This window comes from Photorhabdus temperata (genome assembly GCF_025384845.1).
Taxonomy (GTDB): domain Bacteria; phylum Pseudomonadota; class Gammaproteobacteria; order Enterobacterales; family Enterobacteriaceae; genus Photorhabdus; species Photorhabdus temperata.
Genome location: NZ_JAJAFX010000014.1, coordinates 80,290 through 97,192 on the forward strand (window position 1 = coordinate 80,290; position 16,903 = coordinate 97,192).

General features: G+C 40.8%; 12 protein-coding genes, 2 pseudogenes and 1 riboswitch. Of the genes and pseudogenes, 9 read left to right on the top strand and 5 right to left on the bottom strand.

Annotated features, from left to right (window positions below; all coding sequences use genetic code 11):
* Positions 1-76 precede the first annotated feature (76 nt).
* A complete protein-coding gene (locus LGZ99_RS07655; RefSeq protein WP_262979001.1) occupies positions 77-676 on the top strand; it encodes a short chain dehydrogenase in 600 nt (199 codons plus the stop codon).
* Between the two features lie 308 nt (positions 677-984).
* Here LGZ99_RS07655 and purL read toward each other — a convergent pair whose 3' ends face one another.
* Positions 985-4,872 carry a phosphoribosylformylglycinamidine synthase gene (purL, locus tag LGZ99_RS07660; protein WP_262979002.1) on the bottom strand — a complete coding sequence of 1,296 codons (3,888 nt, stop codon included), beginning with the start codon at positions 4,870-4,872 and terminating at the stop codon, positions 985-987.
* 267 nt (positions 4,873-5,139) lie between these two features.
* Between purL and mltF the strand changes: the two genes are divergently transcribed.
* Positions 5,140-6,561 carry a membrane-bound lytic murein transglycosylase MltF gene (gene mltF / locus LGZ99_RS07665; RefSeq protein WP_023043509.1) on the top strand — a complete coding sequence of 474 codons (1,422 nt, stop codon included), beginning with the start codon at positions 5,140-5,142 and terminating at the stop codon, positions 6,559-6,561.
* Between the two features lie 22 nt (positions 6,562-6,583).
* On the opposite strand, the gene tadA is transcribed toward mltF, so the two are convergent.
* Positions 6,584-7,093, bottom strand: coding sequence for a tRNA adenosine(34) deaminase TadA (gene tadA / locus LGZ99_RS07670; RefSeq protein ID WP_031280510.1), 510 nt, complete (start codon positions 7,091-7,093; stop codon positions 6,584-6,586).
* Positions 7,094-7,775: 682 nt separating this feature from the next.
* On the opposite strand from tadA, the gene LGZ99_RS07675 reads away from it, so the two are divergent.
* From LGZ99_RS07675 to LGZ99_RS07685, 3 genes are all read left to right on the top strand, one after another.
* Positions 7,776-8,648, top strand: a complete 873-nt coding sequence (locus LGZ99_RS07675) for a phage tail protein (protein WP_262979003.1) — start codon at positions 7,776-7,778, stop codon at positions 8,646-8,648.
* Positions 8,649-9,200: 552 nt separating this feature from the next.
* On the top strand, positions 9,201-10,028 hold the full coding sequence (locus LGZ99_RS07680; RefSeq protein WP_046975498.1) for a phage tail protein: 828 nt from the start codon (positions 9,201-9,203) through the stop codon (positions 10,026-10,028).
* Position 10,029: 1 nt separating this feature from the next.
* Entirely contained in the window at positions 10,030-10,464 is a 435-nt protein-coding gene (locus tag LGZ99_RS07685) for a tail fiber assembly protein (RefSeq protein ID WP_023043513.1), read from the top strand.
* Between the two features lie 340 nt (positions 10,465-10,804).
* On the opposite strand, the gene LGZ99_RS07690 is transcribed toward LGZ99_RS07685, so the two are convergent.
* Both LGZ99_RS07690 and LGZ99_RS07695 read right to left on the bottom strand, forming a co-directional pair.
* Positions 10,805-12,289 carry an aldehyde dehydrogenase family protein gene (locus tag LGZ99_RS07690; RefSeq protein ID WP_023043515.1) on the bottom strand — a complete coding sequence of 495 codons (1,485 nt, stop codon included), beginning with the start codon at positions 12,287-12,289 and terminating at the stop codon, positions 10,805-10,807.
* A 331-nt stretch (positions 12,290-12,620) separates the two neighbouring features.
* Positions 12,621-13,757, bottom strand: a complete 1,137-nt coding sequence (locus LGZ99_RS07695; protein ID WP_262979004.1) for an ABC transporter substrate-binding protein — start codon at positions 13,755-13,757, stop codon at positions 12,621-12,623.
* A 368-nt stretch (positions 13,758-14,125) separates the two neighbouring features.
* Between LGZ99_RS07695 and LGZ99_RS24790 the strand changes: the two are divergent.
* From LGZ99_RS24790 to LGZ99_RS07710, 4 genes and pseudogenes are all read left to right on the top strand, one after another.
* A pseudogene (locus LGZ99_RS24790) lies at positions 14,126-14,299 on the top strand (hydroxylamine reductase); the annotation flags it as partial.
* Between the two features lie 32 nt (positions 14,300-14,331).
* Positions 14,332-14,520, top strand: a pseudogene (locus LGZ99_RS07700) (hydroxylamine reductase); the annotation flags it as partial.
* Positions 14,521-14,802: 282 nt separating this feature from the next.
* Positions 14,803-15,135, top strand: coding sequence for a DUF6694 family lipoprotein (locus LGZ99_RS07705; RefSeq protein ID WP_021323929.1), 333 nt, complete (start codon positions 14,803-14,805; stop codon positions 15,133-15,135).
* A 153-nt stretch (positions 15,136-15,288) separates the two neighbouring features.
* A riboswitch (M-box (ykoK) riboswitch) is annotated at positions 15,289-15,460 on the top strand.
* Positions 15,461-15,534: 74 nt separating this feature from the next.
* Complete coding sequence (locus LGZ99_RS07710) at positions 15,535-16,605, top strand: magnesium transporter (RefSeq protein ID WP_262979005.1); 1,071 nt, start codon at positions 15,535-15,537, stop codon at positions 16,603-16,605.
* Positions 16,606-16,703: 98 nt separating this feature from the next.
* Here LGZ99_RS07710 and LGZ99_RS07715 read toward each other — a convergent pair.
* On the bottom strand, positions 16,704-16,903 hold a 200-nt coding region (locus LGZ99_RS07715), incomplete at its 5' end, for a hypothetical protein (RefSeq protein ID WP_390894005.1).

Consider the following 16,903-nt stretch of genomic DNA (forward strand, 5'->3'; position numbering starts at 1 on the left):
ATCGAGTTAAAAGTCATATTTCTCTATGCAACGATGTAGTCGCAAAAATTTCATTAATCAGTAAAGGGTAATAGAAATGAGAGTAATTATTATTGGAGCAAGCGGTACAATAGGAAAAGCAATCACGGAAGAATTAGAAAAAAATCATGAAGTTATTCGTGCTGGAAGGAGCGGATTAGATATTATAGTTGATATCACATCCGTTGATAGTATTAAGAATATGTATGAAAAAATTGGAAAAGTTGATGCTGTAGTCAGTGCAACAGGTAGCGCACATTTTGGATCAATTTTGGAATTAACCCCAGAGTTAAATGAAGTGGGCATAAGAAGTAAACTCAAAGGCCAAATTAACTTAGTACTTTTAGGGATAAATTATATTAATGATGGAGGCAGTTTTACTTTAACAACTGGAATTATGATGGATGACCCTATTCTGCAAGGGGCATCAGCAGCTATGGCAAATGGTGGTGTCAAGGCATTTGTAAAATCTGCGGCAATTGAAATGCCAAGGGGAATTCGTATAAACAGCGTTAGCCCTAATGTCTTGCAGGAATCATTAGATAAATATGGTGAATTTTTCCCAGGTTTTAACGCAGTTCCTGCCAGCCGTGTAGCACTCGCTTTTAGGAAAAGCGTAGACGGGGCTCAAACCGGCCAAAATTACGAGGTTTATTAATTCAGAGAAAATAACCAAATATATAAGTCTAAGAGGCTTATATATTTATATAGCGTAATTTTCATAAGGGCGGTCAATTGCTATATAAACATCTTTCTCGCCAAAGGAAAATGTACTATAGCCGATAAGAAACTGACCGAAATCCATCAACTATTAGCAAATAGCTGAAAAGAAATCAGCAGACAAAAGAAATAAAAAATGGCTTCAATTGTAATTTCACGTCAGTTACCGAACGAAAAATCCCAATGAAGCCAATGAGCACTATCAGCCTAAAAAACCGCCTGACACAATTTACTTATACAGCAATACTACCCCAACTGCTTACGGGCATTACGGAAAATCCGCATCCACGGACCATCTTCGTTCCACTCCTCTGGATGCCAGGAGTTATTCACAGTGCGGGATACCCTTTCTGGATGTGGCATCATCACGGTTGCCCGCCCATCAAGGCTGGTGACTGCGGTAATACCATTCACTGAACCATTGGGGTTAGCCGGGTAGTTTTCCGTGACCTGACCATAGTTGTTCACGTAACGCAGAGCCACTAACTGGTTGCTTTCAAGCATCTTAAGATGCTGGCTATCGCGGAATTCCACTTGCCCTTCACCATGAGAAACAGCAATCGGCATACGTGAACCCACCATATCTTTCAGGAAGAGTGACGGACTGTCCATAATTTCCACCAAACTGAAACGAGCCTCAAAACGTTCTGAGCGGTTACGAACAAAACGCGGCCAATGTTCCGCACCAGGGATCAACTCCCGCAGGTTAGACATCATCTGGCAACCATTACAAACACCCAGCGCCAGAGTATCAGGCCGTGTAAAGAAAGCCGCAAATTCATCACGAACGCGTTCGTTGAACAGAATTGATTTCGCCCAACCTTCACCGGCACCCAGCACGTCACCATAAGAGAAGCCGCCACAAGCAACCAGTGTCTGGAACTGTTCCAATCCAATACGTCCAGACAGCAAATCACTCATATGCATATCAATAGCGTCAAAACCTGCCCGGTGGAAGGCAGCAGCCATTTCAACATGAGAGTTAACACCCTGTTCACGCAGGACAGCCACTTTCGGTCTTACCTGCTGCAAAATGTAAGGTGCGGCAATATCTTCTGAAATATCAAACGTCAGTTTTACATTCAATCCGGGATCTTGATTATCCCGTTTGGCCTGATGCTCCTGATCTGCACACTCTGGATTATCACGCAGACGCTGCATTTGCCATGTGGTTTCAGCCCACCATAGACGCAGAGTACTGCGATTCTGGCGATATACTTCGGTATTGCCACTAAAGATGACAAAATCATCACCCACTTTGGCCTTACCCAAATAATGCACACAGTCAGCCAATCCATGTTCTGCCAGCAGGTTTTCAACAAACGCTTTATCAGATGCACGGATCTGAACCACAGCACCCAACTCTTCCGTAAACAACGCAGCCAGAATATCTTCATCAAACACACTGATATCAGCTTCAATGCCACAATGACCGGCAAAAGCCATTTCAGCCAGCGTTACCAGCAAGCCACCATCAGAACGGTCGTGATAGGCCAGCAATTTCTGTTCTGCAATCAGTTGCTGAATCGCATTGAAAAATCCAGCCAATTGTTCAGCGCTACGTACATCAGCAGTCTTGTTACCAAGCTGGCGGTAAACCTGCGCCAACGCGGTGCCACCCAATGTGTTCTTCCCTTGCCCCAAATCGATTAACAACAACGCATTATCTTCATCAATGGAAAGCTCAGGCGTTACTGTACGACGCACATCTTCCACTCTGGCAAAGGCCGTAATCACCAGCGATAAAGGTGACGTCATTTCACGCTCTTCACCTTTGTCATGCCAGCGGGTTTTCATCGACATGGAATCTTTACCCACGGGAATAGTCAGCCCCAGAGCAGGACACAACTCCTCACCCACAGCTTTAACTGCCGCATACAAACCGGCATCCTCTCCAGGATGACCCGCGGCAGACATCCAGTTAGCCGAAAGCTTAATACGTTTCAAATCCTGAACATAAGCGGAAGCGATATTAGTTAGCGCTTCACCAACAGCCATACGGGCAGAGGCGGCAAAATCCAGCAACGCGACTGGCGATCGTTCCCCCATAGACATCGCTTCGCCATAGTAGCTATCAAGACTGGCGGTAGTCACCGCACAATCTGCCACCGGGATCTGCCACGGGCCAACCATCTGATCACGGGAAACCATGCCAGTCACAGTACGATCGCCTATCGTTATCAGGAATGTTTTTTCCGCCACAGCCGGCAAGTGCATAATGCGCTTAACAGCCTCCGCCAGATTGATATCCCTGCGTTCAAGGCTTTCACCACTGGCTTTTAATGTACTGACATTACGCAACATTTTTGGCGTTTTACCCAGCAGCACATCCAGCGGCATACCAATTGGCTGGTTATCAAAGTGTTCATCATTCAGCAGCAAATGACGCTCTTCTGTTGCCTCGCCGATAACGGCATAAGGCGCCCGCTCACGCCGGCAAATTTCCTCAAACAGAGGAAGCTGTTCTGGCGCAACAGCCAGTACATAACGTTCCTGAGATTCATTACACCAGACTTCCAGCGGACTCATTCCCGGCTCATCATTAAGAATTTTGCGTAGTTCAAACCGTCCACCGCGACCACCATCACTTACCAACTCAGGCATAGCATTAGAAAGCCCACCAGCACCGACATCATGAATGAACAGAATCGGGTTGTTTTCACCCAATTGCCAACAGCAATCAATCACTTCCTGACAACGGCGTTCCATTTCCGGGTTATCACGTTGAACAGAAGCAAAATCTAGATCAGCATCAGATTGACCAGATGCCATAGAAGATGCCGCACCACCGCCCAAACCAATGTTCATAGACGGGCCGCCAAGCACAATTAATTTAGCGCCAACAGATATTTCACCCTTTTTGACATGCTCATCACGGATATTACCCATCCCACCCGCCAACATGATGGGTTTGTGGTAGCCACGTAATTCACTGCCGTTATGGCTGTTTACTTTTTCTTCATAGGTACGAAAATAACCCAGCAGCGCCGGACGGCCAAATTCGTTATTAAATGCAGCGCCGCCCAGAGGGCCTTCAGTCATGATATCCAAGGCGCTGACAATACGATCCGGTTTACCGAAATCCTCTTCCCACGGCTGTTCAAAACCCGGTATCCGCAGATTGGATACCGAAAATCCCACCAACCCGGCTTTTGGCTTGGCGCCTCGCCCCGTCGCGCCTTCATCGCGGATTTCGCCACCAGAACCTGTCGATGCTCCCGGCCACGGGGAAATTGCGGTTGGATGATTATGCGTTTCAACTTTCATCAGGATATGGGCCTGCTCCTGATGGTAATCATATGAACCGTCTTCCGCACTGGCAAAGAAACGGCCAACAGCAGACCCTTCCATCACAGCGGCATTATCCTTATAAGCTGACAAGACATAATCAGGTGTCTGCTCATAGGTATTTTTGATCATTTTGAACAGTGATTTTGGCTGTTCCTGACCATCAATAATCCAGTCAGCATTAAATATTTTATGGCGACAATGCTCTGAATTAGCCTGAGCAAACATATAAAGCTCAACATCGGTTGGATTACGTTCCAGTTTTTGGAAAGCTTCCATCAGATAATCAATCTCATCCGGGGCCAACGCCAATCCAAGTTCAATATTGGCTTTCTCTAACGCACTACGCCCTGTTTGCAGAATATCAATGCGTTTTAACGGAGCGGGTTGCTGATGAGAAAATAATTTCTCCGCCTGTTCCAGTTGAGTAAAAACCGTTTCCATCATCCGGTCATGCAACAACGCCGACAACATTTGCCATTGTGCATCACTCATTTCATCACACTGAACGTAGTAAGCCAGACCACGCTCCAAACGCACAACCTGAGACAGACCACAATTGTGAGCAATATCGGTTGCTTTCGAAGACCACGGGGAAATGGTTCCCGGACGAGGAGTCACTAACAGCAACGTACCTTGTGGTTCGTGTTCAGCCAGAGAAGGTCCATATTTTAATAATCGTTGTAATTTTGCTGAATCAGCATCACTCAAAGTTGCATTAATTTCTGCGAAATGAACATATTCCGCATAAATATCATTGACCGGAAGTTGCTGTTCCTGACACACAGAAAGAAGCTTGGTGATACGAAATGCCGATAAAGCGGGTGAGCCACGCAGAATTTCCATAGTAATACATTCTCTCATCTTAGAAGCAAAGCCTGACTGATGCCTCAGGGGGAAACGGGCACATTATAGAGGATTGCGACCAGTGACGAAACCGTTTGCGTGACGATTATTAATGCTAATTATCTTATCGCCAGGTTATGCAAATGGTATCAATTAAGTTGCGCCGCAAGTTTTTGTTCCGCAAAATGCTCAATCACTGGAAATTTAGCCATGATAATATAACGCGTTTTTGCATCGCACCACACCGCGTTATACAGAGATAATTGTTTGAATAATATAAAAATAAACTATTTCGTTATCATTGTTATCGCTCTTTTTTCTGCCGCAATCATCAGTCTGAACATCAGTTGGCCGAATAAACAGCAGGAGCAGATTAACAGGATCATGACCAAGGGAGAGCTACGGATTAGCACAATCAGCTCACCTCTGATTCATCTTACAAGTAAAAAAGAACCCAATGGGTTTGATTACGAGCTGGCGAAACGCTTTGCTGATTATCTTGGCGTTAAATTGGAAATCAAATTCAGAACAAATTTCAACCAATTATTTGACGATCTGGAAAAGGGTGACGCAGATTTTTTGGCTGCCGGTCTTACCTATAATGAGGAGAGACTGGAGCAAACCCGCACGGGTCCAGCTTACTATTCTGTTTCTCAACAACTGATTTACCGCAAAGGGACTCCACGTCCCCGCTCTTTTAAGGATTTGAAAGGCAAATTGCTGGTCACTTCTGGTTCGGCTCATGTTAGTACGCTGAAAAAGATGAAAGAAGAGTCTTACCCGGAACTTGAATGGGATGAGACACAGCAATACAACACCCGGGAATTACTGGAGCGGGTATCAGAGGGCAAACTGGATTACACCTTGGGCGACTCTATCAATGTCGCGTTGCAACAGCGTACTCACCCTAATCTGGCCGTCGCTTTTGATATCAGTGAAGATAATCCCCTGACGTGGTATTTAAAACGTATTGATGATTACAGCCTTTATGCCGCCATGCTGGATTTTTTCAGCCAGATGACGGAAGAAGATGTGATGCCACGGCTGGAAGAGAAATATTTCGGTCATGTCGGCTCATTTGATTATTTCGATACACTCTCTTTTCTCAGTGCTATTGATCATATTCTGCCTGCTTATCAACCTCTGTTTGAGAAATACTCCAGCGAAATCAGCTGGCAACTACTGGCTGCAATTGCCTGGCAGGAGTCTCACTGGGACCCACAGGCAACCTCTCCCACAGGTGTGCGTGGCCTGATGATGTTAACCAACCCGACGGCTAAAGGGTTAGGTGTTGTTGACCGCCTTGATCCAGAAGAAAGTATTAAAGGCGGCGCAATCTATTTACAAAATCTGATGAAACGACTACCTGAAAACATCCCTAAAGATGAGCGAATCTGGTTTGCACTGGCTGCTTACAATATGGGCTATGGTCACATGCTGGATGCTCGTAAACTAACGGCATCACAGAAAGGAAATCCCAATAGCTGGCTTGATGTAAAAGCCCGAATACCGCTGTTAAGCCAGAAAAAATACTATACCAATACCACCTACGGGTATGCCCGTGGGCATGAGGCTTATCGCTATGTCGAAAATATCCGCCGTTATCAACTTAGTTTAGTTGGATATTTACAGGCAAAAGAAAACCGGAAGAAATTAGTTTCTCAGGAAGAAAAATCAAAAGCAGAGTAAACAACTCCCCCACCAATGATATTTATTGATTTTCTTCCCGCTGTTTTCTGGCGGCTTTTAATGCCTTATGTTGTTCCCGACGTTGTTTAAAAAAAGCACTCAACATCGTGGAACACTCTTTAGCAAGTACGCCGCCTGTAATTTCAATCTGATGATTCATACCGGGATGGCGCAATATATCAATCAAAGAACCGACTGCGCCGGTTTTCATATCGTTGGCACCATAAACCAGTCGCTGTATCCGGCTATGCACCATAGAACCCGCACACATAGTGCAAGGTTCAAGAGTGACATATAACGTGGTATTCAACAGACGATAATTTTGTAACCGCTCTCCCCCTTTCCGTAACACAATAATTTCAGCATGAGCAGTGGGATCATGCTTAATAATGGACTGATTCCAGCCTTCAGCAATGATTTCATTGTCAGCGACCAATACAGCGCCTACAGGTATTTCCCCTTGCTCCCAGGCTTTTATTGCTCGTTCCATCGCCTGCTGCATCCAATATTCATCACTATATATTTTAGTCACTACGGTATCTCACTTCACTATATCAGGGACAATTATAACGATTTATTTTTCCTATTTTCCAGATATATTTACTTATCATTACACTGGTAACATATATTCGAGACTATTTGATATATTCTCCACAGTTGTATTTTATATTTTTTTAAACAACATTTAATTCAAATCAATATATTTAAAAATAAAAAAACAAAGCCGGAATAAATCCGGCTTATTATTTATCTCCCTTAAATTCACAGAATACCCTCCCACTTTCTGATGTAATAAAACTTGATCAGTCAATTCCTTCATTATCATAACTAATAAAGAGACCGGAATTAAACCAGAAATCCGGCCTTAATCATTCTATTATTGTATTATCTCTAATACTACAGAAGAAAATGTTTTTTCATCATCCGAGCTATCCTCCTCCAAGATTTTATATTTCATTAGATATTCGCAATCTTATCCGTCATTGAAATTTACTTTCCATAAAAAACATTTAAAAATATAAATTATTTAAGACAGTTCCTATAAGAAAAAATTAATTATCATTAAGAACATACGAAAAATAATTAACCCCATAAGCTATAAAGATATTTAATTATTATTTTTAATCTCTAAACTACGAGCGATAGTAAATTACTATTACAATAATTCAAGATATTACCTATAAAACTCACTATTAAACCTTAGGAAGATATATATGAATCTCAAGAATGACTTTAAAGCATTTTCTATTAAAGATAATGCTAATGTGGTGGATCAAAATTTATATGAAAATAGTCCAGAGTTGCAGACTGGATTTCCCCCAATAGGTCTTACCACTCATGTATTAAATAAGGCATTACGTCAGTCATCAACAATATCATCTGTTGTAGCTGATTTTATTGCAACAGAATCTGGCAGTGATGTTTTGGATGATGGTAATATAGCTAAACTCACCGCACAATTAAATAAAGCGTTAGAAATAAAAATTACAACACAAGTTCCTGACTCCTCATTAACACAGAAAGGTATTGTTCAGCTTACAGATGTGATTGGCAATAGTAATACACTGGCTGCAACTCAGAAACTTGTTTCCGATATAAATGATAATACTAATAACAGACTAGAAAAAGCACAAAACGGTGCTGATATTCCTAATAAAAATGAGTTTGTGAAAAACTTAGGTTTAAAAGAAGCCGCGAAACGAGAAATAGGAAACACAGCTAATCAAATCCCAGATGCCAGTTTCTTTTCCAGTAAATTAGGTAACGATAAAGGTTGGTGGAAGAGTCCTAGTGGAATTATAGAGCAATATGTAAGAGTAATTATGAAAAGTAATTCTAATAAAAAGAATGCAACATATCATGAACGAATAGCAAATGTTTCTTTTCCAATTGCATTTCCAACTGCTTTTCTTGGTGCATCAGTTTCAGTTACTGATACAGTGGGACCTTATATTGAAACACCACTTGTAGCAAATGCCAGCAACACTTCAATTACAGTGTGGACAGGGCTTTATCATCCTGTAGGGGTTTACAGCGCTTTTCCAGATTCTGATATAATAGTCTATTTACGGGTATGGGGAATATAAGATCTCTGTTGAAGTTGGTTTGTCGTAATTATTTACCACATAAATTAGTAGCTATGGCAGAATAATGCAAATATTATCATAGCTTAAAAAAGACCGGGATTATAATAACACCCGGTCTCAATCATTTTATTGATTCTGGTATTTTGTAGCCATTCAACATCAATAATCATTAAAATATTAAACCAACATTAACACCTTAATATTATCAATGAAATTCATATTATTGAGCAATATTATACATACCTACTACAAATAATTAGAAAAAACAGACTTAGATAATGGCAATCACCCAACCTTTTCAGACCCTAAATGGAATTAATAGAAATCATTTTCAAACATTAAATACAAATAGTTTAGATATATTTCAGATTACAAAACATTAAAATACTTATTACCACCAATTATATAAAAATAGTTAACCCCATAAGTTATAAAAATATTCCATTATTCTTTTTTCTCACTAAACTATAGCCGGCGTGAATAGGGAAAAATTATTTCTATAAAAATTCACTATATTGCTTATAAAATGCAGTACTTAATTGGAGAAAATATATGAGTCAAAAGAATGATTTCAAGGCTTTTTCTATTAGTGAAAATGCAAATATAGTGAATCAAGAAATATATGAAAAAGATCAAAATTTGCAAACTGGGTTTCCAACAGGAAATATTACCGCCGAACTATTAAATAAGGCATTACGTCAGTCGTCAACCATATCCACTGTCGTCGCTAATTTTATCGCAACACAATCTGGCGATGATGTTCTGGATAATGGGGATATAGACAAACTCACCGCCCAATTCAAAAAAGCGTTAGAACAAAAAAACACAACGGAAATTCGCGATGCCTCATTAACAGAAAAAGGGATTATTCAACTCACAGACCAAATAGGCAACAGTAATACACTCGCTCCAACTCAGAAGCTTGTTTCTGATGTAAATGATAATGCTAATAATCGACTGGCAAAAGACCAAAACGGCGCAGACATTCCTGATAAAGCTGAGTTTATAAAGAACCTTGGTTTATCAGATACAACAAAGATAACGATAGGGAATAGTGAAAATCAGGTACCTGATATGTCATTTTTCACCGCTAACCTGAATCAAGTCGGATGGCAAAAACTACCTTCGGGTTTAATTGAAATGTGGGGAATAGCATCAGTTAAAGGCAATGCTTATGCCGAACCTGGTGCTTTAAATAACTTTCCAATCCCATTCCCGAATACATGTCTCAACGTCACGTTAACTCACGTTGGTAACGCCCCTCAACATGCTGGCACATTTTCAATAATGATGGTCAATAATGGTCAATTCCAATGTTTTAGCAGTATTGCAAATTTACAAATTCCTGTAGCAGCATTTTATAGAGCAATAGGGTATTAATATGAATGAAAAAAACTATATATTTAGCGCATTAAATAAAGCATTTTATCCGCTATCATTACAGCAGGATTACATTGAAGCAGGCTCATGGCCAAACGATCCCATATCTGTAACTGATGACATATTCAATGAGTTTTCGGGAATGCCGCCCATAGGAAAAATACTTTCCTATGGCGAAGATGGTCTTCCTTGCTGGGAAGATATTCCACCACCAACAAAAGAGCAATTGATAGCTATAGCGGAAATCCAAAGAGCGCAATTTCTATCTCTTGCAAATGAAAAAATAACGCCGCTTTCTGATGCTGTAGAACTTGATATGGCAACAAATGAAGAGGCACAATTGCTGAAAGAATGGAAAAAATACCGAATTATGCTTAATCGAGTTGATACTTCGAAAACACCGGAAATAGACTGGCCCATTTCACCATTAGCGTAATTAACAAAAAGACCGGGATTAGATCACTGAGCCAGGACATCCGAGGAAAATGTATTTATTAAGCATCCTATATTTACCCCTGTTAAATTTAAGCCGCAAAACGATATATTAAAAGAGAAGGAGTGAGTGGTTATTTCCCTGTTTTGCTATGGTCTCAGTAATAAAGATATAGCGGCCAAAATGGCGCCTAGATGGGCGATCAAACCGGCTTAATGGGGAAAAATGGACACAACATTTTTCATAATGAAAAAACCAACCTCATTATTTTGAATGAGGTTGGTCAGCCGATCTAAGCCTTCCAGACGGAAGGCTTCTTTAAATCACTAATAACTGATTGATATTATTCTTCACTGGTTTTGATGTAGATGCTCTTAACCTGAGTGTAAGAATCCAGCATCATTTTGTGTGTCTCTCTTCCAAGACCTGATTTTTTGTAGCCGCCAAATGGTGCGTGAGCTGGCAGCTCATGGTAAGTGTTAATCCACATACGACCCGTTCTGACAGCTTTGGCTACACGTAATGCGCGGTCGATATCCTGTGTCCAGACAGCGCCAGCCAAACCATAATCAGAATCATTTGCCATTCTGATCACGTCTTCTTCTTCACTGAATGGAATGACGGTCAATACAGGGCCAAAAATTTCTTCGCGTGCTACCTGCATTTCATTGGTCACATCGATAATGATGGTTGGTTGAATAAAGAAACCATCATCATAACCTTCGCCAGTAATCCGTTTGCCACCAGTCAGGATAGTTGCGCCCTCTCTTTTCGCAATATCGACATAGCTGAGAATTTTTTCCATTTGTTCCTGGCTGACCTGACTTCCCATCTGTGTTTCTTTTTCCAGTGGGTCACCAACCCGGACAGATTCAAATTCTGCTTTCAGGGAGTTGAGGAATTCATCATGAATATCTTTATGCAGGAATAACCGGGAACCTGATTCACACGCTTGCCCTTGATTCAGCAAAATAGCTTTGGCCGCATATTTTACGGCTTTTTTCATATTGGCATCAGGGAAGATAATATTGGCTGATTTACCGCCAAGTTCCAATGTAGCAGGGATAAGCTTTTTGGCCGCGGCTTCGGCTACGGTATAACCTACTCTGGTGGAACCCGTGAATGCCACTTTTTCGACATCTTCATGGTCCAGAATAGCTTGACCGACGACGGATCCCCGACCTGTAACAATATTGACCACCCCAGCCGGCAGGACTTTATTCAGTATCCGACCCAGTTCAAGCAGTGTGATGGGTGTCATTGTTGCTGGATTAATCACAATGGTGTTACCCGCCGCAAGAGCCGGAGCCAGTTTCCATGCTGCCATCAATAACGGGAAATTCCAGGGAATGACCTGTCCGACAACACCAATGGGTTCACGGATCACCAAGCTGAGTGTATTACTATCGAGAACTGAAGCTTCATCAGTATGGGCACGGATCACACCGGCAAAATAGCGGAAATGGTCAATGGAGGCAGGGATATCCATATTCCGGGACTCATTTAATGGCTTGCCGGTATCCAGCGATTCAAGCATAGCAAAACGTTCTTGTTCTGCTTCCAGCAAGTCAGCTATTTTCAGTAAAATGGATTGTCTTTCGATTGCGGAGGTTTGACTCCAGGCGGGAAACGCTTTTTTCGCGGCACTGACAGCGAGATCAACATCCTCAGCATTACCGGATACATAGTTAGCCAACAATTCTCCTGTTGACGGGTTAAAACTTTTCGCTGTTTCTTTGGATACACTATCTACCCATTGCCCATCGATAAGCATTTTATAAGATTCAACAGGCCACATCTCTTTCTCAATATCATGTAATCGTTTCATTAACATACTCCGGTTACTTCGGTTTAAGAATAGTGATAATTAGAGTCTATTTCATTAGGTTATTTTATTTTCCATGATTATTAATAACGCTATTGAGATAGCCTCTTAATATAGTTTCAATATGTGAATATTTGTGCGCTTTATATTTATTACCTAACCAAGTTTATCTTGTCATATTTAATATTTTTTAGCACCAGTATAGTAGAGTACAAAATAATGGATGTCTATTAGCATGTTATATAAAATATCATGCATATTAACAAGCGGAAATTATAAACAAACAGTGAAATTAAATATCCGTTGGAATATTCCAACGGATTGAAAGGAAATATTATTTTGCTGTGACCCAGAATACTCCGCTACCATCAAGGGCTGTAAAAGTTTTATGCAGATATAGACTGTCGGCTTGTGGATCAATATCTTCGAACAGATTCGGGTGCAGGAATTTCGCTATAACTTCAACGGCAATAATGTTAAACGGCGTATCGTAGTATTGGTGATACAGTGCGATTACCCGCTTTTCGCGGAATGCTCTTAATACATTCAGTTTTGGTCGTGTCAGTAGTTCTTCCAGCCGTTCCTGTGATTGTTTTAGATTACCGGTATAACCCAATGGTACTGAAAGGCTTTCAGGGCGAACTTTGTCCCAATCTGCGGCGGTCATCAGATAAAATTCAGGATTGCTGACGATTAATTGTTCTTCGTTTACCTCTCCCCCCATACCTGGGAACCAACGGGCACCGAGGTTATCACCCCCTGCGGCAGTAACAAATTCACCAAAATTGCCATTACCGAAAGTTTTACAACAATGCTCCGCACCAAACATTCCGGCATGGCGTTCAATAAACACAGGGGGCCGCTGTTCTTTGCCCAGCGTACCAACTCGTTCATTAATTGTTTTCATCCTTTCCTGATAGAAAGCAATAAATTTTTGTGCATTTTCTTCCTCGCCGAATACTTTCCCAAGTAACGTCATACTGGGAATAGTATTTGCCAGTGGATATTGCCGGAAATCGATAAAGATAACGGGAATACCGGCTTTCTCAAGTAAAGTAATGGTTCTGCTATCATTGAGTTTGGCTTGGAGGCCAATATCAAAAATAACCAAGTCGGGTTTATAAGTCAGTGCTTTTTCAACGCTGAAATCGCTTTGATAAGGGTTAGGAAAGACGGGAATCTTTCGTAACTGTGGGAAGTCTTTCTCATAGGCGGTTGACAGGTCTGGCGATTTGATTTTCAGTGCATTATCCCAAGCGATAATACCTTTAAGCGGATTATCAGGATGAAGAATATTCAGAGCAATCAATACCCGGCTGTCAGCCAGCATAACCCGACTGACCGGTGCATCAACGTTAACCTCCCGGCCGGCGACATCCTTGACGATAATTTCTTTTGCCTGAGCAAAGACAGGCAATAGTATCAATATGGCAGTCAGAAAATATTTTGCAGTACGGTGGATGACTGACATTATTTCTCCTTGGTTTTGAGTTTTATCTGCTGGTTTTCAAAATGAGATTCTGTATCAGAAGCTCATTGTTGCTTGAATAAAGAACGTTCTGGGTTGGCCTGTATATTTGAAAATTGTGATTGACCGTGAAATGCAACGGAAAGTCATAATACGCTATCTATTAGAATAGTTAAGTAAGGCGATAAACGCAGGTACGATCTCATCTGATTGGTCCAAATCTGTTTATGCTAGACCCGGAATGATAATGATAACAATTTATATTAATCAAATGATTTTAGTATCTCTGGTAAATAATATTTTTATTTTTTAATAATAACAATGAATTAAGTGATATTTGCTATCCGGTCAACTTATGTTCCTGCCTTAAAATACCTCCACTTTTCGAAGTTGCGTCAGATCAAACAATCCGAACTCCTGCGGGTAATGGTTGTGCTTACGCGCAAGGTGTGTGTGGTAAAACGGCTGAAACTGCTGACTTACAGGATTTACTGGTTGCTGTTTTGCAAGGGCTTTCCGCTTGGGCAATAACAGCGCGGGAATTGAGCAAGCGCAATCCATGGAGGGTTTCCCTTACAGCGAGTTTGAGCAGAAAGCGATAGTAATTTTGCTGACTTTGCTTTCCCTTGGTGTGAAAAATATTTATACCGGACCAACAGCACCTGCATTCTTGACAGATAATTTGCTGGCAATATTTAATGAAAAATTTGGTATGCGTCCAATCACCACGGTTGAGCAGAACTTACAGGATATTCTGACAGCTTGATAAATCGTTGTCAGGGAGTTCTGGCAAGGAGAAATTGTTTTGGAATAGAATAAATGAAAAGTTTCACTTTATCCCTATTCTTTATCAGTTTAGCTAATTATATACCCAATAGATTTCAAGTTGCAGCGCGGCGGCAAGTGAACGCATCCCCAGGAGCATAGATAACGATGTGACTGGGGTAAGCAGCCAACAAAGCAGCAACTTGAAAGATGAAGGGTATAAACGGTTTATTGTTTCTGCTTCTGTTATTATTCCCTTGTTTGATATTCTGCGGGGGTGAATATGAAAAAATTGTTAGCAATTTGTTTGTTAGGATCTGTATTAGCTAGCTGTGATAACCAACCTAAAATTGATGCTTCTAATGAAATCGCGTTGAAAACGTCCATTGAGAAGGTAAGAAATGCGCTGCCCGGTGATAAAAAAGCCAAATTTGATGAATCAATTCAGGCAGCTATGTTTAATAGCATCGATTTTAATGATTTGGCCAAATCAGGGGCTAATGGCGACATAAAAGAACTGAAACAAAAATTTTATAAATCCCTGGATGGTAAAACGGCTGACCAACTGATTACTGAAGCTGAAAGAGTTGAAGCTAAGAAATCAGAAAATAAATAATTCCTTCATAGGATTATTTGCACTAAACGGCAAAAGGTGAAAATCTGTGCCGTTTTTTTATTATCATGAGTAACTTAAATGAAACCTAAACAAGCTGACTATTAATCTTGAACTATCTTGATTTTTGCTTATCATTTGCACCGCATTATAAGTGCAGTATCTCGTTAGGCGAGGCTCCTATACAAACACAGGTTGCTGATCTGACGACGTCGAGAGACGCCCAAGATTAGGACAGGATATATCGAACCAAGGTATATCCCCATGTAACTTTCTGAGAATTCAGGATACGTTGTATAGTGCTAAAACTGAGACGTGGAGATAGCTGTTGCATTCTCTCATCTGGTTTCGCCCCTATGTGAGTACTGTTTGAAGTTCACAACAGTAATAGGGACTAACATCATGAAAGTCACATCCCATGAAAAAGTGGATGTATTAGCTATAGCTAATCATTCCATTAACGAAAAAAACGCTGATCAGCAGCAGAAACATCAATTGAAAAATGAAGATGCAACTGTCAGTGCATATATGAGCCAATGTTTTATTTCTGTATCTGTTTCTGACTCTGTTTTATCGGTAAAAAGCAATTTGATTGAGCAGCTTGAAGGAGAACAAATCCCAACCTATTTGTATGTCGTTGATGATGAAGGCTATCTGAATGGCATATTACCGGTGAAGGTGTTATTGACGGTAGCCGATGATTTATTTGTATCAGATATTATGAGGCAAAGTTATTTTTCCGTATCACCGGAACAGTCGCGTCATGATATTTATAGTTTGATAAATCACAGTGGCATGGATAGTGTACCGGTTATTCATTTTGGCAAATTAGTGGGAGTATTGCGACCCCAGGATATTGCTGAATTGATCGAAGATGAAAATACATTAGATGCTCATTTGCAAGGGGCGACTTTGCCTTTGGATGAACCTTATCTCAGCACCAGCCCGATAACATTATGGCGTAAGCGGGTTGGTTGGTTATTGTTGTTATTTGTTGCAGAAGCCTATACTGGTGCTGTGCTTAAAGCTTTTTCAGATCAACTGGAAGCGGCAATTTCTCTGGCGTTTTTCATCCCGTTATTAATTGGAACGGGGGGCAACAGTGGTACACAGATTACTTCGACATTAATCAGAGCAATGGCATTGGGGGAAGTGAGTTTGCGTAATCTATGGGCTGTGTTACGTAAAGAGGTTTCCACTTCATTTTTAGTTTCTGTAACGATTGGTTTTGCCGCGCTTATCCGTGCCTGGATATTAGGTGTAGGCATTGAGGTGACCATTGTTGTCAGTTTGACCATCATTGCCATTACCGTCTGGAGTGCCATTGTTTCTTCCATTATTCCGATGGTATTGAAAAGGCTTTCGATTGATCCGGCTGTTGTATCTGCGCCTTTTATTGCCACGTTTATTGATGGTACGGGCCTGATTATTTATTTCGAAATAGCCAAATTAGTGATGACAGAACTGGTTTAATATTATCAATAAGGTGCCTATAATAATTGGGCACCTTATTAGCTGGATGTGAGTTATTTCCATAATTCTTGGTAGTAAAAGTAATTAATTTCTTTATTTTAAAGATGATTATGATATATTTTAAATGCTTCAAAAAAGCTCGATAATGTCATTAAGTGAACTCTTATCCTTAATAAAGCAGCTTGTATTGCTAACCTATCACCAGCATTTATAACGCTATCAAGTAATTTTTGACTATCAGATAATCTTTGTAAATATTCAATGTAGGACACATCAACGTCCTTACCATAATTTACAG

Excerpts from the sequence above, each read along its gene's own strand:
- LGZ99_RS07710 (WP_262979005.1), top strand. The coding sequence starts at position 15,535 with ATGAAAGTCACATCCCATGAAAAAGTGGATGTATTAGCTATAGCTAAT.
- LGZ99_RS07655 (WP_262979001.1), top strand. The coding sequence starts at position 77 with ATGAGAGTAATTATTATTGGAGCAAGCGGTACAATAGGAAAAGCAATC.
- LGZ99_RS07680 (WP_046975498.1), top strand. The coding sequence starts at position 9,201 with ATGAGTCAAAAGAATGATTTCAAGGCTTTTTCTATTAGTGAAAATGCA.
- LGZ99_RS07675 (WP_262979003.1), top strand. The coding sequence starts at position 7,776 with ATGAATCTCAAGAATGACTTTAAAGCATTTTCTATTAAAGATAATGCT.
- LGZ99_RS07685 (WP_023043513.1), top strand. The coding sequence starts at position 10,030 with ATGAATGAAAAAAACTATATATTTAGCGCATTAAATAAAGCATTTTAT.
- LGZ99_RS07695 (WP_262979004.1), bottom strand. The coding sequence starts at position 13,757 with ATGTCAGTCATCCACCGTACTGCAAAATATTTTCTGACTGCCATATTG.
- LGZ99_RS07690 (WP_023043515.1), bottom strand. The coding sequence starts at position 12,289 with ATGAAACGATTACATGATATTGAGAAAGAGATGTGGCCTGTTGAATCT.
- purL (WP_262979002.1), bottom strand. The coding sequence starts at position 4,872 with ATGGAAATTCTGCGTGGCTCACCCGCTTTATCGGCATTTCGTATCACC.
- LGZ99_RS07705 (WP_021323929.1), top strand. The coding sequence starts at position 14,803 with ATGAAAAAATTGTTAGCAATTTGTTTGTTAGGATCTGTATTAGCTAGC.